At 67.8% G+C, this 17,917-nt stretch carries 18 protein-coding genes; 1 reads left to right on the top strand and 17 read right to left on the bottom strand.

Annotated elements, in window-relative coordinates; genetic code table 11:
* Positions 1–84: 84 nt before the first annotated feature.
* The 15 genes from pgi to ypfJ all read right to left on the bottom strand — a co-directional run bounded on the left by pgi (position 85) and on the right by ypfJ (position 14,401).
* Entirely contained in the window at positions 85–1,731 is a 1,647-nt protein-coding gene (gene pgi, locus ACT535_RS13495; RefSeq protein ID WP_476364778.1) for a glucose-6-phosphate isomerase, read from the bottom strand.
* Positions 1,732–1,748: 17 nt separating this feature from the next.
* Positions 1,749–2,459 (bottom strand): 6-phosphogluconolactonase, encoded by a 711-nt coding sequence (gene pgl / locus ACT535_RS13490; RefSeq protein WP_476364777.1) that lies wholly within the window; start codon positions 2,457–2,459, stop codon positions 1,749–1,751.
* Between the two features lie 8 nt (positions 2,460–2,467).
* Complete coding sequence (gene zwf / locus ACT535_RS13485) at positions 2,468–3,943, bottom strand: glucose-6-phosphate dehydrogenase (RefSeq protein WP_168458874.1); 1,476 nt, start codon at positions 3,941–3,943, stop codon at positions 2,468–2,470.
* A gap of 359 nt (positions 3,944–4,302) precedes the next feature.
* Positions 4,303–4,533: a 30S ribosomal protein S21 gene (rpsU, locus tag ACT535_RS13480; protein WP_012113273.1), complete on the bottom strand. Its 231-nt coding sequence runs from the start codon at positions 4,531–4,533 to the stop codon at positions 4,303–4,305.
* A 232-nt stretch (positions 4,534–4,765) separates the two neighbouring features.
* A complete protein-coding gene (locus ACT535_RS13475; RefSeq protein WP_476364776.1) occupies positions 4,766–5,041 on the bottom strand; it encodes a hypothetical protein in 276 nt (91 codons plus the stop codon).
* Positions 5,042–5,176: 135 nt separating this feature from the next.
* Positions 5,177–6,289, bottom strand: a complete 1,113-nt coding sequence (locus ACT535_RS13470; RefSeq protein WP_168458872.1) for a 5-(carboxyamino)imidazole ribonucleotide synthase — start codon at positions 6,287–6,289, stop codon at positions 5,177–5,179.
* A gap of 2 nt (positions 6,290–6,291) precedes the next feature.
* On the bottom strand, positions 6,292–6,774 hold the full coding sequence (gene purE / locus ACT535_RS13465; RefSeq protein ID WP_168458871.1) for a 5-(carboxyamino)imidazole ribonucleotide mutase: 483 nt from the start codon (positions 6,772–6,774) through the stop codon (positions 6,292–6,294).
* Positions 6,775–6,852: 78 nt separating this feature from the next.
* Entirely contained in the window at positions 6,853–7,788 is a 936-nt protein-coding gene (locus ACT535_RS13460) for a lipid A biosynthesis lauroyl acyltransferase (protein ID WP_476364775.1), read from the bottom strand.
* Between the two features lie 22 nt (positions 7,789–7,810).
* Positions 7,811–8,833 (bottom strand): zinc-binding dehydrogenase, encoded by a 1,023-nt coding sequence (locus ACT535_RS13455; RefSeq protein ID WP_168458869.1) that lies wholly within the window; start codon positions 8,831–8,833, stop codon positions 7,811–7,813.
* A gap of 22 nt (positions 8,834–8,855) precedes the next feature.
* Positions 8,856–9,608 (bottom strand): SDR family NAD(P)-dependent oxidoreductase, encoded by a 753-nt coding sequence (locus tag ACT535_RS13450; RefSeq protein ID WP_476364774.1) that lies wholly within the window; start codon positions 9,606–9,608, stop codon positions 8,856–8,858.
* Positions 9,609–9,638: 30 nt separating this feature from the next.
* Positions 9,639–10,922: a beta-ketoacyl-ACP synthase gene (locus ACT535_RS13445; protein ID WP_168458867.1), complete on the bottom strand. Its 1,284-nt coding sequence runs from the start codon at positions 10,920–10,922 to the stop codon at positions 9,639–9,641.
* 180 nt (positions 10,923–11,102) lie between these two features.
* A complete protein-coding gene (locus tag ACT535_RS13440; RefSeq protein ID WP_476364773.1) occupies positions 11,103–12,296 on the bottom strand; it encodes a beta-ketoacyl-ACP synthase in 1,194 nt (397 codons plus the stop codon).
* On the bottom strand, positions 12,289–12,762 hold the full coding sequence (locus ACT535_RS13435; protein WP_168458865.1) for a 3-hydroxyacyl-ACP dehydratase FabZ family protein: 474 nt from the start codon (positions 12,760–12,762) through the stop codon (positions 12,289–12,291). Before ACT535_RS13435 ends, ACT535_RS13440 begins: the two co-directional genes overlap by 8 nt.
* Positions 12,763–12,777: 15 nt before the next feature.
* Positions 12,778–13,059: an acyl carrier protein gene (locus tag ACT535_RS13430; RefSeq protein ID WP_012113283.1), complete on the bottom strand. Its 282-nt coding sequence runs from the start codon at positions 13,057–13,059 to the stop codon at positions 12,778–12,780.
* Positions 13,060–13,501: 442 nt separating this feature from the next.
* Positions 13,502–14,401, bottom strand: coding sequence for a KPN_02809 family neutral zinc metallopeptidase (ypfJ, locus tag ACT535_RS13425; protein ID WP_476364772.1), 900 nt, complete (start codon positions 14,399–14,401; stop codon positions 13,502–13,504).
* A 175-nt stretch (positions 14,402–14,576) separates the two neighbouring features.
* Here ypfJ and ACT535_RS13420 point away from each other — a divergent pair, with 175 nt between their 5' ends.
* Positions 14,577–15,332: a ribonuclease HII gene (locus ACT535_RS13420; RefSeq protein WP_476364771.1), complete on the top strand. Its 756-nt coding sequence runs from the start codon at positions 14,577–14,579 to the stop codon at positions 15,330–15,332.
* A 21-nt stretch (positions 15,333–15,353) separates the two neighbouring features.
* Here the strand turns inward: ACT535_RS13420 and cydB are convergent, their stop codons facing one another.
* Together cydB and ACT535_RS13410 are read right to left on the bottom strand one after the other, a co-directional pair.
* Complete coding sequence (cydB, locus tag ACT535_RS13415) at positions 15,354–16,358, bottom strand: cytochrome d ubiquinol oxidase subunit II (protein ID WP_476365096.1); 1,005 nt, start codon at positions 16,356–16,358, stop codon at positions 15,354–15,356.
* Positions 16,359–16,385: 27 nt separating this feature from the next.
* Positions 16,386–17,780: a cytochrome ubiquinol oxidase subunit I gene (locus ACT535_RS13410; RefSeq protein WP_476364770.1), complete on the bottom strand. Its 1,395-nt coding sequence runs from the start codon at positions 17,778–17,780 to the stop codon at positions 16,386–16,388.
* Between the last annotated feature and the right edge of the window lie 137 nt (positions 17,781–17,917).

Genomic DNA, 17,917 nt, shown 5'->3' with positions numbered 1-17,917 from the left:
CCGCAATGCTGCATAGCAGCATTGCCCGCTTCCGTCGGCAAGGGCGCACAAGCGCGCAGGGCAATTAGGAGAAGAGCAGGCGTTTCAGCCCTGCCGGAGCGCGCCGAGATGGGCGAGCAGTCCCGCCGTCGAGCCCGATGCACCCGCGGGAAGCGGCCCGCCCTGGACCGCCGGGAGGAACTGGGTCGCCAGTTCCTTGCCCAGTTCCACGCCCCATTGGTCGAAGGCGTTGATTCCCCACACCGCCGCCTCGACGAACACGCGGTGCTCATAGAGCGCGATGATGCGGCCGAGCGAGAACGGGTCCAGCTCGGCATAGGCGATGGTAACGGACGGGCGGTCTCCGGGAAATACACGATGGGGCGCAATGGCCGCCACCTTGTCGGCATCGAAACCCTTCTCCACCAACTGAGCCGCGGCTTCTTCCAGCGTGCGGCCACGCATCAGCGCCTCCGCCTGGGCGAGGCAATTGGCCACCAGAAGGTTCTGATGATTCGTCAGGTTTGCCTCGTGGCCCTGAGCCGCAATCAGGAACTCAACCGGCACGGTATCGGTGCCTTGGTGGAGCAGCTGGAAAAAAGCGTGCTGGGCATTGGTGCCCGGCTCGCCCCAGACGATAGGTCCCGTGCCACGGGCCGCCGGCTGTCCGTCGCGGGTGACCCCCTTGCCATTGCTCTCCATGTCCAGCTGCTGGAGGTAGGCGGGCAGGCGGGCGAGCCGCTGGTCGTAGGGAATGATGGCTCGGCTGGGAAAGCCGCAGACGTTGCGGTGCCAGATCCCGACGAGGCCCAGCAGCACCGGCATGTTCTGGTCCAGCGGCGCCGAGCGGAAATGCTCGTCCATGGCCGCGGCGCCGGCGAGGAACTCACTGAACCGGTCCGGGCCGATGGCGATCATCACCGGAAGGCCGATGGCGGACCAAACCGAATAGCGACCACCCACCCAGTCCCAGAAGCCGAAGGTCCGCTCGCGCGAAATGCCGAAGGCCTCCACCCGGTCAAGCGCAGTGGAGACGGCTGCGAAATGGTCGCCGACCGCTGCTTCGCCTAGCGCATCCGCGATGAAGGCGCGGGCCGTGCCCGCATTGCACATCGTCTCGACGGTGGTGAAGGTCTTGGAGGCGACGATGAACAGCGTCGTCGCGGGATTGAGCCCCTTGATCGTGTCGGCGATGTGAGCGCCGTCCACGTTGGAGACGAAGTGGCAGCGTGGCCCGTCGTGATAGGGCGCGAGTGCGCCGGTCACCATGGCCGGGCCGAGGTCCGATCCCCCGATGCCGATGTTCACCACGTCGGTGAAGGCATTGCCCCGAGCTCCGGCGATCCGCCCCTCGCGCACCGCATAGGCGAAGCTGGCGAGATTGCGCAGGGTCTCGTCTATCCCTGTCTTCACGTCGATGCCGTCGACCGGGATGCTCTCGTCCGAGCGATTGCGGAGCGCCGTGTGCAGCACCGCTCGGTCCTCGGTGAGATTGATGTGATCGCCGGCAAACATGGCATCCCGCAGCTGTTCCACACCGGCGGCCCGGGCGAGATCCAGCAGCTGCGCCAAAGTGTCCTCGGTCAGCGCGGTCTTGGAGAAATCGAGCAGCAGGTCGCCGTAGCTGGTGGAGAATCGCTCGAAGCGGTCGGAGGCAGAGAACAGGTCGGCGATGCGTCCGGTCCGGCCTTTCCAGGCGGCGTCGAGGGCGGCGAAGGCAGCGTCGGTCGCGCGCGGCTGGTCATCAGTCATGGCTCGGACCTCTTTTCTCAGGGGCACCACATCACGTCGAGGGGCGCACGCGCCCGGAGGACGGAGCGGACGGGCAATTCGTCAACAGGGCCGCCGGCACAGGCGCGCTCCAGCACGGCGCGCTTGGTCATGCCCTCGATGTGGAGCACGAGCGTGTCTGCCGAAACCAGCCGGGGCAGGGTGAAGGTGATGCGCGGCTCTCCTGCCGCGTCGGCGCGCACGGCCACGAGGGCTTCCGGCGTCGTCGGATCGATGGCTGCGGCAAGCGTCTCGGAGCCGGGGAAGAAAGAGGCGGTATGCCCGTCGTCCCCCATTCCCAGCACCACGGCGGCGAAGGGGGAGGGGAGGGCAGTGACCCGCCCGGCAACCTCCGCTATTCCCTCCTCCGGTGTTGGCGCACCGGTATAGAGTGGCAGGAAGCGGGCGGCGGCAGCCGGTCCCTTGAGCAGGTGACGCCGGACAAGGGCGGCGTTAGAGCGGTCCGACGTCTCCGGCACCCAGCGTTCATCCACGAGCGTCACCTCCACGCGGGACCAGTCGATCGGCGCGCTGGCGAGCACCTCGAAAAAGGCAACCGGAGTGCGCCCGCCCGACACGGCGAGGCTCGCTGTGCCGTTCTGGGCGATGCGGCGCCGCAGAGCCTCAGCCACATGGACGGCCAGCGCCCGGGCGAGGCCGGCCGGATCGTCATAGGCGTTGAGGGCGATGGGTGTTGTCGGCGGGGTCACGGGCAGCCTCAGGCGTCATCGGTCCAGGTGCGCCCGTCCCGTTCGATCAGGGCGATGGCGGCGGAAGGCCCCCATGTCCCGGCCGTGTAGGGCTTGGGCTGGTCACGCGAGGCCCGCCAGGCGTCGAGGATGGGATCCACCCAGCGCCAGGCGGCTTCCACCTCGTCGCGACGCATGAACAGGGTTTGGTTGCCGCGCACCACGTCCATGATAAGCCGCTCGTAGGCGTCCGGGTTCCGCACCCCGAACACGGAGGCGAAGCTCATGTCGAGCGGCACATGCTGCAGACGCATGCCGCCGGGGCCAGGGTCCTTGATCATCAGCCACAGCTTCACGCCCTCGTCCGGCTGCAGGCGGATCACGAGGCGGTTCGCCATGATGGGGCCGGCGTGATCGTCGAACACCGAATGGGGAATAGGCCGGAACGCCACCACGATCTCGGACACGCGCGAGGCGAGGCGCTTGCCCGTGCGCAGGTAGAACGGCACGCCGGACCAGCGCCAGTTGCCGATCTCCGCCTTGATGGCGACGAAGGTCTCGGTGCTGCTCTCGCCGGAGCCGAGTTCCTCCAGATAGCCGGGCACTGCCCCGCCGGCCGAGGCTCCGGCACGATACTGGCCGCGCACCGTCATCTGCGCGAAATTGCTCTCGTTGATGGGCTCCAGCGCCTTGAGCACCTTCAGCTTCTCGTCGCGCACCGCGTCCGCATCGAGGGAGACGGGCGGCTCCATGGCAACAAGGCAGAGGAGCTGGAGGATATGGTTCTGCACCATGTCGCGCAGCGCGCCGGCCGTGTCGTAATAGCCGGCGCGGCCGGCGGTGCCGATGCTCTCGGCCACGGTGATCTGCACATGGTCGATGTGCGCGTTGTTCCACACGGGCTCGAACAAGGCGTTGGCGAATCTCAGCGCCATCAGGTTCTGCACCGTCTCCTTGCCGAGATAGTGGTCGATGCGGAACACCGCCTCCTCGCGGAAGACGCGACCGACCGCGGCATTCACCTTCTGGGCCGAGGCGAGGTCCTTGCCGACCGGCTTTTCCACCACCACGCGGGACAGGTCCGTGACGAGACCGAACGCGCCGATGCGCGCGCAGATGGGATCGAAGAGGTCAGGCCCAACGGCCAGATAGAAGACGCGGACGCGATCTTCTCCCGTCTTCAGGGTCGCCGCGAGATCGGGCCAGCCCTCGTCCGAGAGGGCATCGACCGCCACATAGGTCAGCCGGTTGAGGAAGCGGGCCAGCACCGCCTGGTCCACGTCCTCGACGCCATCCGCCACGCCGAGCGCATCGCGTGCGAAAGCGCGGAAGTCTTCATCGGGTAGGGGGCGGCGGGAGGTGCCGATGATGCGCGCGTCGTCCGGCATCTGGCCGGCGAGGTCGCGCTCGAACAGCGCCGGGAGGAGTTTGCGGCGGGCGAGATCGCCGGTGGCGCCGAAGACGACGATATCGAAGGGCTCGACAGTGACCACGCGTGCGACCATTCGGCCTTTCTCCCTTGTCGGGGGCCTTCCGCCCCCTGCGCCGGCCGTCCGACCCGCAGCCGGATCAAGGCCCGGCATGCCGGCGCAACGGCAGTCTAGAGCAGGCGCCGACCGGATTGCACCGCAATCTGATCGAACAACATCTTCTCTTCCCACGGCTTTGGAGACAGGCGCGCGACAGGCGAGAGGCGGCGCCAGGCGGAGCACGCAAAAAGCGGCGCACGCGAAGCGCGGACCGGACAAAAGCAAATCCGCGCGACCGGAGTCGCGCGGATGGAAAGCTTCAAAACCGACTGAGGGGACGCTTTCGACGGTCAGCTCGAATGCCCGGCGTTGCGGACCTCAGCGACCTTCACGTCTCAGCGGGTGGGGCGCGGCTTGGACGGGATCAGGCCTTCGCGCTGGGCGCGCTTGCGGGCCAGCTTGCGGGCGCGGCGGATGGCCTCGGCCTCCTCGCGGGCGCGCTTCTCGGACGGCTTCTCGTAGTGGCCACGCAGCTTCATCTCGCGGAAGATCCCCTCGCGCTGCATCTTCTTCTTGAGCGCCTTGAGGGCCTGATCGACATTGTTATCGCGGACGAGAACTTGCACGTGTTTACCTCTTCGAGCTGTTGCGCCGAGCCGGAGCCTTACCTGATCTGAAACGCCGGACCGCAGAAGATGGCGCGTACGCCTGTCCTCGACCTGTCCGAAGGAAGCGCTCTCTTACCAGAAGAGGGGGAGCTTGTCCACACGCCTTGCTGCGTTGGAAACGGGAGGCGGCGCCTTGCGCCGGCTCACTTTCCGGCGGGCCGGCGGCAGTCGGCGGCGCGACCCGCCAGCCTCAGCAGCCGGTGGCCGGGAGGCTGGATTCGCTCTTGGCCGGCACAATGAAGATCGGCCCGCCGCGCTTCTGCGCTTCGCGGCAAAGGGCATCAAGTTCGCTGCGGATGGCCGCGTCGGAGAAGCAGGTCGCTGCCTCGCGGATACCCTGCATGAAGCGCAGCTCGATCTGGATCACCCGCCAGCTGCAATAGCGGCCGGACTGGGCCATGTGCCGTGCAAGGTCGCGCAGCCATTCGGAGAAGCGGTCCTTGATGCGATCGTCGGACAAAGACATCTGCCACCACAAATTCGGGTCATGGCTTCGGCGGTAAATGAAAACCGCCGCGGACCCCCGAGTCATGCGTCAAATGCGGCGGTGCGTCATCAGGGCGATTCGTCTCAGTCCCTAGCGGAAGAGCCGGCTCACAATTCAGCAGCCGTCGCCATCGGGCAGGTTGGCGCAGGCTTCGGGATCGCGTTGGACACGCACGATATGGCCCATCTTGCGACCGGCGCGGGCCTCTTCCTTGCCGTACAGGTGGACGTGCGTGCCGGGCTCTGCGAGCAAGGCGTGCCAGTCATGCACGTCGGCGCCGATGAGGTTGGTCATCTGCGCCCGGCCGACGCGCGACACCTCGCCGAGCGGCCAGCCGGCAATGGCCCGCACGTGCTGCTCGAACTGTGAGGTGACGGCGCCGTCCTGGGTCCAGTGCCCGCTATTGTGCACGCGCGGGGCGATCTCGTTGACGATCACCCGCTCGTTCGAGCCCTGGCACACCACGAACAGCTCGACCGCGAACACGCCCTCGTAGTCGAGCGCGTCGCCGATGTCCCGGGCGATAGCCCGGGCCTTGCGCGCCGCCTCGGCGGTGAGGGTCGCGGGGACCGTGGAGGTGTGCAGAATGTGCTCGCGATGGACGTTCTCGGTCACGTCATAGGCGCAGAAGGCACCATCGCCGCGCCGCGCCGCCACCACGGAGACTTCGCGGGAGAAGCTGACGAAGCCTTCGAGGATGGCACTTTGCCGCCCGAGCGCATGCCACGCGGCGGTGAGGTCCTCGCCGGGGCGGATCATCACCTGCCCCTTGCCGTCATAGCCGAAGCGGCGGGTCTTCAGCACCGCGGGAAGGCCAAGCTGCGCAACCGCGGCTTCGAGATCGGCGAGGCTGTCCACCGGCGCGAAGGGCGCGGTCTCGATGCCGAGGTCGCGCACGAAGCTCTTCTCGGCAAGTCGGTCCTGCGTGATGGCGAGCGCCTTGGCGCCCGGCCGCAGCGGCACGCGCGCAGCGAGGAACTCCGCGGTGGCCAGCGGCACGTTCTCGAACTCGTAGGTCACCACGTCGACGCCCGCGGAGAACGTCTCCAGCGCGTCGAAATCGTCATAGGCGGCGCAGACATGCGCGGCGCTCACATGAAAGGCGGGGCTGTCCTTGTCCGGGCACAGCACATGCGCCTTGAGGCCAAGTTCCGCAGCCGCGAGCGCGATCATGCGGCCGAGCTGCCCGCCGCCGAGGATACCGATAACGCTACCGGGCTTTAGCATGGTCAGACCGGCCGTTCCGCCACGGCTTCCGTGCGCGCGGCGCGCCAGGCGTCCAGCCGCTCGGCGAGGGCGGGATCTGAGAGCGCCAGCACGGCGGCCGCCAGCAGGGCGGCGTTGGTTGCACCGGCAACGCCGATGGCCAGCGTACCGACCGGAATTCCGGCCGGCATCTGCACGATGGAATAAAGACTATCGAGGCCGGAGAGCGCCTTCGACTGAACCGGCACGCCGAACACGGGCAGGGGCGTCAGCGCCGCCACCATGCCCGGCAGATGCGCCGCGCCGCCGGCACCGGCGATGATGACCTTGAAGCCATCCGCCTTCGCGTTCTTGGCAAAGGCATACATGCGATCGGGCGTGCGGTGGGCGGAGACGATGCGGCAGTCGTGCGCGATCCCGAGCGCATCCAGCGTCTCGGCCGCATGGCGCATGGTCTCCCAATCGGACTGGCTGCCCATGATGACGGCAACGTCGGCCGTGCTCATCCCTCGAACCTTCGCGAAAACGGAAAGCGCGGGCTTTATAGGAATGGCGGGGTCGCGGCAAGGGGGAGGGAGAAATCCTCACCGCCAGCGGCGGTGCAGCCAGAGCCATTGTTCAGGATGTTCGCGCACCCAGCCCTCAATGACCGAGGTGACGGCCTGCATGCCGCCAACCACATCTATCTTGCCCTCGGCATCTCGGGGGAGGGCGATTTCCTCGGTGATCTCCACCCGGAAGCGGGCGCCGGGCAGGCGGATGACGCGCATGCCATGCACCGGGCAATCGAACTGGCGGGCGAGGCGGGTGAGCGTCGGGTTGGTGGCGCAGGGGCGGCCGAAGAACATCACCTCCGGCCCGCCGGTCCAATACTGGTCCACCAGCATGCCGAGATGCTGCCCCTCCGCCAGCATGCGCGCCATCTGGCGTCCAGCATCGCGGCCGGCGCGGATGAGGCCCGGCATGGTGCCGGAGCGCATCTCCTCGATCAGCTCGGCGGCGCGCTTGTTGTTCGGCGCGCGATAGAGCACGCCCCCCGGGACGCCGAACGCGGCGCCGGCGATGGCGCACAATTCCCAATTGCCGGTATGGGCGGTGAAGAACAGCGCCGGTCGGCCGTCGTCCCGCAGGCGCTGGAAGATCTCCGCGCCCTTCACTTCGATCCGGCCGGTGTTGGGATGCGCGGGATTATAGTCCCACAGGCGATCCTGCTGGGCGAACTCGGCGGCGAGGCGGCCCATGTTGGCCCAGATGCCGCGGACGAGGGTGTTGATCCCCGCCGCGCTCTTCTCGGGGTAAGCGGCGGCGAGATTGCGCCGCGCCACCTTGCTGACCGCGAAGAAAGGTCCGAGCAGCTTGGCCCAGAAGGCCATGCCGCCGGCCGAGAGCCACAGCGGCCACAGGCGCAGCCACCACACGGAGAAGCGCACATAGCCTGCGACCAGCACCTCGACGGCGGGCGCAAGCGCCAGCTTCAGCCGGTGGATTGCCTTGCGGACGGGGAGGGGAAGCCGGGCCACGGTCGCGTGCGCCGCCCCCGCCTCAGAACTTCACCACGATCTTGCCGAACACCTTGCGGCTTTCCAGCCGCTCCAGGCCCTCGTTGAAGTTCTCGAGGGGCACCACGGTGTCGATAACGGGCATGACGCCCCGGCCCATCTTCTCAAGGCCGTCGGCCACGTTGCGGATGGTGGCGCCGAACGAGCCGAAGATCTTGTACTGGCGCTGGAATAGCTGCATCAGGTTCATCTGCACCGAGACGCCCGAGGTGGAGCCGCAGGTGACGAGGCGCGCGCCGGGCTTCATGGAGAGCAGCGAGGCGTTCCAGGTGTCCGCGCCCACATGCTCGAACACCACGTCCACGCCCACCTTCTTGGTGATCTTGCGGACCTCGTGCTCGAAACGGTCCTTGCGGTAGTTGATGACGTGGTCGGCGCCCAGCGCCTTGGCCTTTTCCATCTTCTCGTCATCGCCCACGGTGGTGATGACGGTGGCGCCCACGTCCTTGGCGAGGCGGATGGCGGCGGAGCCGATGCCGGAGCCGCCGGCGTGGACGAGCACGGTCTCGCCCTTTTCCAGCTTCGCATTGTCGAACAGCATGTGCTCGACGGTGGAGAAGGTGATGCCGGCGCAGGCCGCTTCCTCGAAGGAGACGCCCTCGGGCGCGGGGATGACGAGGCGCTCGGGCATGTTCAGCACGTCGCGGGCGAAGCCGTCGATGTGGAAGCCCAGCACGCCGCCCACGTTCTGGCAGAGGTTGTCGCGACCCTTCAGGCAGTTTGCGCAGTGGCCGCAGGTCATGGCGCCATACATGGCGACCGTCTGGCCCACCTTGAGGCCGCGCACGTCGGCACCCAGCGCCACGATCTCGCCGGCCGCCTCGGCCCCCACCACGAGGGGCATCTTGCGCTTGGCGAAGGCCATGCCGCGCCAGCCCCACACGTCGATGTGGTTGAGCGCCAGCGCCTTCACCCGGATCTGCACCTCTCCGGCGCCCGGGGCTTCCGCCTCGGGGAGTTCGACGAGTTCGAGCTTGCGGTCGGAGACGAGCTGGAGGCCACGCATTGTTGTTCTCTTGGAATAGGTGTCAGCGGTGGGCGGCGAGCGAGGCGGAGAGCCCGCCATCCACCGGCAGAATGGCGCCGGTCATATAGCCCGCGCCGGGGGAGAAGAGGAAGGCCACCACCTGCGCCACGTCGTCGGGCGTGGCGAAGCGGCCGGCGGGGATCTGCGCCTCCATCTTCGCCCGATAGTCCGCGAACTTCTCCAGCATGGCGGTATCGATGAAGCCGGGCGCGACATAATTGACGGTCACGCCGCGTCGGGCGGTCTCGATGGCGAGGCCGCGCACGTGGGCGAGGAGGGCGGCCTTGGAGGCGGCGTAGGCGGCATTGCCCTGGTTCGCCTGCAGCGCCGCCACCGAGCCGATGGCGACGATGCGGCCGGTCCGGGCGCGGGTCATGGGACGCACCAGAGCGCGGGTGAGGCGGACGAAGGCGAAGTGGTTCACCTGCATCACCGCCTCGGCCTTGTCCTGGTCGATCATGGCGGCGAGCGTGTCGTAAGAGGCGCCCGCGTTGTGGCAAAAGCCGAAGAAGGTTTCCCCGGCCTCCAGCTCCTCGGCGAACGCCTCCACCGCTGCGCGGTCGGCGAGGTCGAGAGGCCGGGCGGAGACGATTGCGTCCGGCGCCGTCACGCGAATGTCGGCGATCAGCGCCTCCGCCTCGGCGACGGCCGAGCGATAGGTGAAGACGACGGGGTGGCCGGCTTCGGCCAGACGCCGCACGATGGCGGCGCCCAACCCGCGGCCACCGCCGGTTACGAGGATGGGAGCGGTCATCGGATCAGGCCTGTCCCGGTGTGCGCCCGCTCACGCCGGCTCCGCCGCGAGCACGAGGCAGACGTTCTGACCGCCGAAGCCAAACGAGTTGGAGATCACCCGCTTGACCTGTGCATCGCGGGCAACGTTCGGCACCACGTCCAGCGGAATGGCCGGATCGGGAATGTTGTAGTTGATGGTCGGCGGGATGCGGCCATTCAGGATGGTGAGCAGCGACACCGCCGCCTCGATGGCGCCGGCTGCCGTCAGCGTATGGCCGATCATGGACTTGTTGGAGGAGATGGGCGTCGCCGCCAGCTTCTCCTCGCTGAACACGCCCTTGAGGCCCACATATTCCATGCGGTCGTTCTCGGGCGTCGAGGTGCCGTGGGCGTTGATGTAGTCCACATCGTCCGGCGTCACCCCGGCATCGGCGAGCGCATTCTTCATGCAGCCGACGATGGGGCGGCCATCCGGGCTGGAGCGGGTGCGATGGAAGTTGTCCGCCATCTCGCCGCAGCCTTCCAGCACGCCGAGGATCTTGGCGCCACGCGCGACCGCATGGGCGTAGCTCTCCAGCACCAGTGCGGCGGCGCCTTCCGCCATGACGAAGCCGTCGCGGTTCTTGGCGAAGGGGCGGGCGGCCTCTTCCGGCTTGTCGTTGGCGGTGGTGAGGGCCGACAGCAGCGAGAAGCGGATGAGCGCCTCGGGATGCACCGAACCGTCGGTGCCGAGCGACAGCGCCACCTCGGTCTCGCCGCGGCGGATGGCCTCGACGCCGAGCTGGATGGCGGTCGCGCCGGAGGCGCAGGCCGTAGACAGGGAAATGGGCTGGCCCTGGGTACCGAACTTGTCGGCGAGGCGATCCGCCACCGAGCCGAACAGGAAGCGCTCGTGCCACGGACGGAACTTGCCGGAGGCGGCGGCGCCGAGGAGGTCGTGATAGACGATAGGGTAGTGGCCCACCGCATCGGCGAGCTGCTGGCGCTCAGGCCATTCCAGCTCCACGGGCGGAACAGCGGCGAACAGCGGACCGGGGAACTCGCCGGGCGTGCCGATGCCGGACTCGGCGATGGCTTCCTCGGCGGCGAGGGTCGCCAGCTTCTCGGAGAGGTTGGGCGCGGCCACGCGGCCGTCGAACAGGAAGTCCACCGTACCGGCGATGGTGGTGCGCATGCCCTCGATGGGGAAGCGCGTGATGGTGTGGATGCCGGATTCACCCGCAGTGAGGCGGCGCCAGTTGTCTTCCTTGCCCTGGCCGAGGGAGGTGACGACGCCGATACCCGTCACCACCACGATGGGGCGGCCGAACTTGTCGAGATGCGCCTGCGTCATGATCGCGGCTCCTGTCGTTGAAGCGCGCCCGCCCCGGCGCTGCTCGAAGGGCGCGCCGGGACCCGCGCTGTAGGAGGGGCCCGGCACTCGCGCCGGAAAATACGCCGAAGCCGGCGCGAAGGACAATCGTCCTCGTCTCGCCTGTCCTCGTCTCTGTTGGCGGGAGCGGGAGGAGGCCGGTCAGGCCTTCTCCACCAGGCCGGCGCCTTCGCCCCGCCAGTGACCCACCTGGGTCACGATCGCGCGGGAGATGCCGTCCGCCGCCTTTTCAAGCGGGTCGCCGGCGAGCGGCGGGAACAGGGTGCCCTTGGACACCGCAAGAGCCGCGAGGGCAAGGGCGGCGATGAACTGGGCCTCGAAGCCGTGGCCGATGCGGTTCGCGACAGCGCGCACGGGCAGGCCGCTCGCGGCCAGCGCCTCGGCCTCGGCCTCGGTCGCCTCGCGGGCGCCGGTGACGCCGGAGATGACGGCGGTGCCCGGCGCGGTGCCGGCCTTGTCCAGGAGCGCCTTCACCTTGGCGGTCACGGCCCCCGCCACGGCGCGCTTGGCGCGTTCGGACCAGACACCCGACAGCTTGGCGATGGGCGTCGCGCCGCGGGCCTTGGCATGCTCCGGCGATTCCAGCACCAGGAAGGCGCCCATGGAGCCGGAAGCGATGCCGGGAGCGGTGAAGGCCGGGCTGAACGCGCCCTTCATGCAGAAGGCGTCGAGATCGTTGAGGAGCAGCGTGTCTTCGCGCTCGGCATTGTAGGCGCCGCCCACCAGCCCGATCTCGCTCTGGCCCGCCGCGATCCGCGCATAAGCGATGCGCGCGGCGTCAACGCCCGAGCTTTCCTCGCCCATGAAGGTGCGCGAAGAGCCGGTGACGCCGTGGACGATGGAGATGTTGCCGGCGAGCAGATTCGAGAGCTGGGCCAGCGAGAGGGTCGGCCGCAGGTCCGACAGCAGGCGCTCGTTCAGGAGCCGGCCCGCCTCGTTGGAGGCGGAAAGATCGTTCAGGATCGCCGCATCCACCTGAAAATCGCGCTCGCCGCCGCCCGCCGCGACCACCATGTCGGTGTTCGACAGAATCTCGGTGTTCTTGGCGATGCCCGCGGCGTCGAGCGCAAGGCCGGCCGCATAGGTGCCGATGCGCTGCCAGGGCTCCATCTGCCGCTGGTCGCCCTTCTTCGGGATCTGGCTGTCGAAATTCACCTTCACCAGCGGATGAACCACATAGGGGGCGAAGGTGGTGCTGTCCGTCACCGGACCGGTGCCGGCGGTGAGCGCCTGCCAGTGGGCATCGAGCCCCTCCCCAAGGGAGGAGACGAGGCCGATGCCGGTAATCCAGACGTCGCGCTGGCTCCGGCTCCGGCCTTCAGTCACGTCAGGCATCGGCAAATTCCGAAAGGGGGAAGGAGACGTACTCGGCCACCTTCATCACCACCGGCTTCATCTTGCCCTCGGGCCAGGGCAGCACGCGGAAGGTGAGTTCGGCGCTGCAGATGGGCTTGCCCTCAAGGGTCGCGTTCGTCTTGGCGACGACGAAGCCGGAGCCCTCGTGCAGGATTTCCGAGTAGAGATCGAGGTTCTGCCCCGGCAGCACGAAGGTGCGCAGCTTCGCTTCCTTTACGGTCGCGAGGAAGGGCATCCGGTCGAAGCGGTTGCGGGCAAGGACCAGCCAGCCGGTGGTCTGGGCCATGGCCTCGATGAGAAGCACGCCGGGCATGATGGGATAGCCGGGAAAGTGCCCCTCGAAGATGGAGCTTTCCTCGGGCACCATGCCCTGGCAGTGGATCTTTTCCAGCGACGGGTCGATGGCGACGACCCGATCGATCATCTTGAAGACTTCAGGACGCATCTATCCCGTCCGGCCTCAGGCGGCCTTCGCAGCGACCAACTCGTCGATGCGGGCGCAGAGGTTCTTGAGCACGAAATACTGCTCGGTCGTGGCCTTGCCGTCGTTCACTTCCTGCGTCCACTGCTCCAGCGGAAGCTTGATGCCGAACGCCTTGTCGATGGCGAACGCGATGTCGAGGAAGTCGAGGCTGTCGATGCCAAGATCGTCGATGGCGTGGCTGTCCGGCGTGATGGTGTCGCGCGGAATGTCGCAGGTTTCCGCGATGATGTTGGCCACCGTGTCGAACGTCGAAGACATGGACTGACGCCTCTCGTATGCTCGGCCCTTGCGGTCGCGGCCCGCCCGCGTGGCGCGCAGGCATGGTGCAAGGCACCGACCGGGGCCGAGGGATGGCCGCATGGCCCCTTCGGAATGAGTTGTCGGCCCCTATAGCGAAGGCTGCAAGAGGTTTCAATGGCCGACGCCGAACGGTCCGCGCGAGAGGTCTCCCGCGGCGGCGCCGTGCGTTGATGCTGCTTCGCACGCCAGCCGCCCGGAGGCAAGGGGGGAGGCCGCCGGGGGGCGCCAAAGCCACGCCCAAGCCGCGCCCATCCTCGCCGCCGCAACCGGCGCGGGCAGGGCGTTTCGCCAGCCTGCGATGTGCCGCCGCCAGCGCGGGGAGGGAAGCGCCCGTTGCGTCAGACGAGGTCATTCCCTAGCGGCAGATGGCGATTCGCCTGGGCTGATGCTTGGCTTTCCGTCAGATCGCGCCGGAGAAGGTATTGCACTGCTGCATGGAGCCGCTCTTCAGCCCGCGGGTGAACCAGTTCACCCGCTGCTGGGACGTGCCGTGGGTGAAGCTGTCCGGCACTGCATAGCCCTGGGAGCGCTTCTGCAGCGTATCGTCGCCGATGGCGCTGGCGGCGGTGAGCGCCTGCTCGACATCGCCAGGCTCCAGAATGCGATAGCGGGCATTGGCGTGGTAGGCCCATACGCCGGCGAGGCAATCGGCCATCAGCTCGACACGGACGGAAAGGTTGTTGGCTTCCGCGCGGGACGAGGCGCGGGCCTGGGCCTGCTGCACCTTGGGCAGGATGCCGATGAGGTTTTCCACATGGTGGCCGACCTCGTGGGCGATCACATAGGCCTGCGCGAAATCGCCGCCCGCCTTGAAGCGGTTCTTCATCTCCTGGAAGAAGGTCAGATCGAGATAGACCTTCTGGTCCAGAGGGCAATAGAAAGGCCCCATGGCCGACTGGGCGCCGCCGCAGGCCGAGCGTGTGGAGCCGGAGAACAGCACCAGCTTCGGATCCTGATACGTCTTGCCGTCGGCGCGGAACAGCTCGGTCCACACGTCTTCTGTCTGGGCGAGCACGTTCGCGGCGAAACGGCCGAGCTGGTCGGTGGGCGGGGCCGTCGGCCGGCCGCGCTGCGGGGCGGGTGCAGCCTGCTGGGGCGATCCGCCGCCATTGATGGCTTCGAGCCCGCCGATCAGAACCGCCGGATTGATTCCCAGCGCCCAGCCGATCAACCCCACGACAATGATGGTGCCGATGCCGAGGCCACCGCGGCCGCCGGGCATCTGGAAGCCGCCACCGCCACCGCCATCGCCGCGCCGGTCTTCCACATTGTCGCTGGAGCGGAAATCCTCCCACCGCATGCTCTTCTCCCGCGGACGCCAACGCCGGCAGCTTGAACCCTGAGCTTGAACATGGGCTGACACGGCACAAGGAGCAATCCCCGGCCCCCGCGCCGGTTCCATGCTATCAACGATCCCGTTGCCGAATCGCTCGGCCTGCCTGTCGCCGGGGCCTCATCGGGCGCACGCCGGACCGATGCCGCCGCGCCGAGAGCCGAACACCAGCCGCACGTTAATTGAGCCGCAGCCCGCTGCGCGCCCGCGCGGCCGGCCGCCGAAGGTCGCGGTGCCTGTCGCCGACGCGTGGGCCGGTCTCGACTTCGCGCGGGAGCGCGGCCTTTACGCCCAAGGACATGCGCCCATCGCCGGGGCGGACGAGGTGGGGCGCGGGCCGCTGGCCGGCCCGGTGGTCGCTGCCGCCGTCGTGCTGGATCCGGCACGGGTGCCGCAGGGCCTCGATGATTCCAAACGCCTGACGCGGGCGAAGCGCGAGGCGCTCTATCTGGAAATCTGCGCCACGGCCGAGGTGGCGGTGGCCATGGCGCCGCCGGAGCGCATCGACCGCGACAACATCCGGCAGGCGACCCTTTGGGCGCTCGCGCAGGCGGTGCGCGGGTTGCCGTGCCGGCCGGCCTTCCTGCTGGTGGATGGCAACGATCCACCCAAGGTGCCGTGCGCGGTCGAGGCGATCATCGGGGGGGACGGGCTGGTCGCCTCCATCGCGGCGGCTTCCATCGTCGCCAAGGTGGTCCGGGACCGGCTGATGGCCGGGGTGGGCGCGGCCTTTCCCGCCTATGGCTTCGAGCGACACATGGGCTATGCGACGGCGGAGCACAGCACCGCGCTCGTCACCCACGGCCCCTGCCTGCACCATCGCCGCTCCTTCGCGCCGGTGCGGGAGCAGCAACTCGGCCTGTTCGGCGGCGGACCGGTGTCAGACGCGGCGGAATAGTCTTCGCCGCGTCTCGGCGGCTCAGTGGTATCCTTCGCCTTCCCGCACCTTCCCGCGGAAGATCCAGTAGACGAAAACGATGTAGCCCAGCACCACCGGCAGCAGGAAAATGACGCCGAACAGCATCAGGATCTGGCTGGGTGGGGCGGCGGCCGTCTGCCACACGGTGAGGCTCGGGGGCACGAGGTAGGGGAAGGTCGAGATCGCGAGGCCGACGAAGCCGAGCACGAACAGCCCGATGGTGCCGAAGAACGGCAGCATCTCCCGCCCCGTCTTCAGCCAGTGCCAGACCAGATAAGCCAGCACGGCGGTGATGATGGGCACCGGCGCCAGGAAAAAGATGTTGGGCCGCGAGAACCAGCGGGTGGCAATGCGATCGAACGCCAGCGGCGTCCACAGGCTCACGAGCCCCATCAGTACGATGACGCCCAGCAGCAGCGGCACCGCATGGCTGCGCGCTCGGTCTGCGATGACGCCCTCGGTCTTGACCAGCAGCCATGTTGAACCGAGCAGCGCATAGCCCACGACCACGCCGACGCCGCACAGCAAAGCGAACGGCGTCGCCCAGTCGAGCGGGCCGCCGGCGAACGCGCCATCCTTCACGGTGATGCCCTGCACCAGACCGCCGAGGATGATGCCCTGGAAGAAGGCCGCCACCAGCGAGCCTGCGGCGAATGCAAAGTTCCACAGCCGCCGGCTGGACGCCGCCACCCAGCGGAACTCGAAGGCGACGCCGCGGAACACCAGTGCCAACAGCATGATGATGACTGGCAGGTACAGAGCCGGCATCACGACGGCATAGGCCTTGGGAAAGGCCACCCACAGGCCACCGCCACCGAGGATGAGCCAAGTCTCGTTGCCGTCCCAGAAGGGGGCGACGGTGTTCATCATGACATCGCGTTCCTTCTCCTCCTTGGCGAAGGGGAAGAGGATGCCGATGCCGAGATCGAAGCCGTCGAGCACCACATACATGATGACTGCGACGCCGATGATGAGCCCCCAGATGACGGGGAGATACCATTCCATGGTCATGTCCTCCTGCGCGTCGGCGGCTTAGGTTCCGGGGGTCATCTGGCCTTCGCCATGGGCGGCGGCGATGGGGCGGGTGGGGCGTTCGCGGGTGGGCGGCTGGATCAGGGTCTGGTCGGGGCCGCGCACGATCAGCCGGTTCATGAAGTGGATGCCGGTGGCGAAGATCACCGCGTAGATGATGGCGAAGAGCGTCAGCGACAGCCCCACGGTCCAGCCCGCGAGCGGCGACATGCCATCCTCCGTGCGCAGCAGTCCCTCCACCACCCAGGGCTGGCGGCCCTGCTCGGTGACGATCCAGCCGGAGAGGATGGCGATGAAGCCCAGCGGCCACGCCCAGGAGGTAACGATCAGGTACCAGCGCGTCGTGGTCTCACGGCCCTTGAAGATCAGCCACGCTCCGACCCAGCCGAGAAGGATCATGATGAGGCCCACGCCCACCATGGCGCGGAAGCCGAAGAAGGGGCCGAACACCGGCGGGCGATCCTGCGGCGGGAAGTCCTTGAGGCCCGGGAACAGGCCGTCGAGGTTGTGGGTGATCATCAGCGAGGCGCCGTGCGGGATCGAGATCTCGAACAGGTTCTTCTCGGCCTTCTCGTCCGGCCACGCGAACAGCACCAGAGGCGCGGGCTTGGTGCTGTCCCAGTGCGCCTCAACCGCCGCGATCTTGGCCGGCTGGTAGTGCGCCGTGTTGAGGCCGTGGCTGTCGCCCACGAAGGCCTGGATGGGACCGACGATGGCGAGCATGCCGATGCCCATGACCATCATCACCTTGGATTCTTCCTTGAACTTGCCGGCCAGCAGATAGCGCGCGCCCACCGAGAGCACCACCAGCGAGGTGGTGAGATAGGCCGCCAGCAGCATGTGCGGCAGGCGCCAGTGGAAGCTCGGGTTGAAGATGATCTGAAGCCAGTCGAGCGGATAGCCGACTCCGTTGCGGATTTCGTAGCCGGCCGGCGTCTGCATCCAGCTGTTGGCGGCGAGGATCCAGAAGGCCGACATGAAGGTGCCGAACGCCACCACGCAGCAGGACAGAACGTGCAGCCACGGCGGCACCCGGTTCCAGCCGAACAGCATGATGCCGAGGAAGGTTGCCTCGAGGAAGAAGGCGGTGAGCACCTCGAAGCCGATGAGCGGCGCGATCACCGAGCCGACGAATTCGGCGTAGCGGCTCCAGTTGGTGCCGAACTGGTAGGACAGGACGATGCCGGACACCACGCCCATGGCGAAGGAGACGGCGAAGATCTTGGTCCAGAAGCGCGCGAGGCGATGGAACACGTCCTTGCCGGTCTTCAGCCAGATCAGCTCCAGCGTCGCGATGAAGGCGGACAGGCCGATGGTGAAGGCGGGAAAGATGACGTGAAAGGAGACCGTGAAGGCAAATTGCATCCGCGCGAGGGTGACGGGATCGAAATCCATGGCGTCCGCTCCTGGCAGTCCCGTCAGGGCTGCGCATCATCCGGCCGCGGATGGGTGCGATGCAACCTGCAGGACGCAGTCGGACCATAGACGGGGCGACCGGCGGCGTCGATACGCAGGCGCGTGAAACGCACCTC

The organism is Xanthobacter sp. DMC12 (genome assembly GCF_056314105.1).
This window is presented reverse-complemented; position numbering and strand designations above follow the sequence as displayed.

Excerpts from the sequence above, each read along its gene's own strand:
- pgi (WP_476364778.1), bottom strand. The coding sequence starts at position 1,731 with ATGACTGATGACCAGCCGCGCGCGACCGACGCTGCCTTCGCCGCCCTC.
- zwf (WP_168458874.1), bottom strand. The coding sequence starts at position 3,943 with ATGGTCGCACGCGTGGTCACTGTCGAGCCCTTCGATATCGTCGTCTTC.
- ACT535_RS13475 (WP_476364776.1), bottom strand. The coding sequence starts at position 5,041 with ATGTCTTTGTCCGACGATCGCATCAAGGACCGCTTCTCCGAATGGCTG.
- ACT535_RS13470 (WP_168458872.1), bottom strand. The coding sequence starts at position 6,289 with ATGCTAAAGCCCGGTAGCGTTATCGGTATCCTCGGCGGCGGGCAGCTC.
- purE (WP_168458871.1), bottom strand. The coding sequence starts at position 6,774 with ATGAGCACGGCCGACGTTGCCGTCATCATGGGCAGCCAGTCCGATTGG.
- ACT535_RS13455 (WP_168458869.1), bottom strand. The coding sequence starts at position 8,833 with ATGCGTGGCCTCCAGCTCGTCTCCGACCGCAAGCTCGAACTCGTCGAA.
- ACT535_RS13450 (WP_476364774.1), bottom strand. The coding sequence starts at position 9,608 with ATGACCGCTCCCATCCTCGTAACCGGCGGTGGCCGCGGGTTGGGCGCC.
- ACT535_RS13445 (WP_168458867.1), bottom strand. The coding sequence starts at position 10,922 with ATGACGCAGGCGCATCTCGACAAGTTCGGCCGCCCCATCGTGGTGGTG.
- ACT535_RS13440 (WP_476364773.1), bottom strand. The coding sequence starts at position 12,296 with ATGCCTGACGTGACTGAAGGCCGGAGCCGGAGCCAGCGCGACGTCTGG.
- ACT535_RS13435 (WP_168458865.1), bottom strand. The coding sequence starts at position 12,762 with ATGCGTCCTGAAGTCTTCAAGATGATCGATCGGGTCGTCGCCATCGAC.
- ACT535_RS13430 (WP_012113283.1), bottom strand. The coding sequence starts at position 13,059 with ATGTCTTCGACGTTCGACACGGTGGCCAACATCATCGCGGAAACCTGC.
- ypfJ (WP_476364772.1), bottom strand. The coding sequence starts at position 14,401 with ATGCGGTGGGAGGATTTCCGCTCCAGCGACAATGTGGAAGACCGGCGC.
- ACT535_RS13420 (WP_476364771.1), top strand. The coding sequence starts at position 14,577 with ATGCCGCCGCGCCGAGAGCCGAACACCAGCCGCACGTTAATTGAGCCG.
- cydB (WP_476365096.1), bottom strand. The coding sequence starts at position 16,358 with ATGGAATGGTATCTCCCCGTCATCTGGGGGCTCATCATCGGCGTCGCA.
- ACT535_RS13410 (WP_476364770.1), bottom strand. The coding sequence starts at position 17,780 with ATGGATTTCGATCCCGTCACCCTCGCGCGGATGCAATTTGCCTTCACG.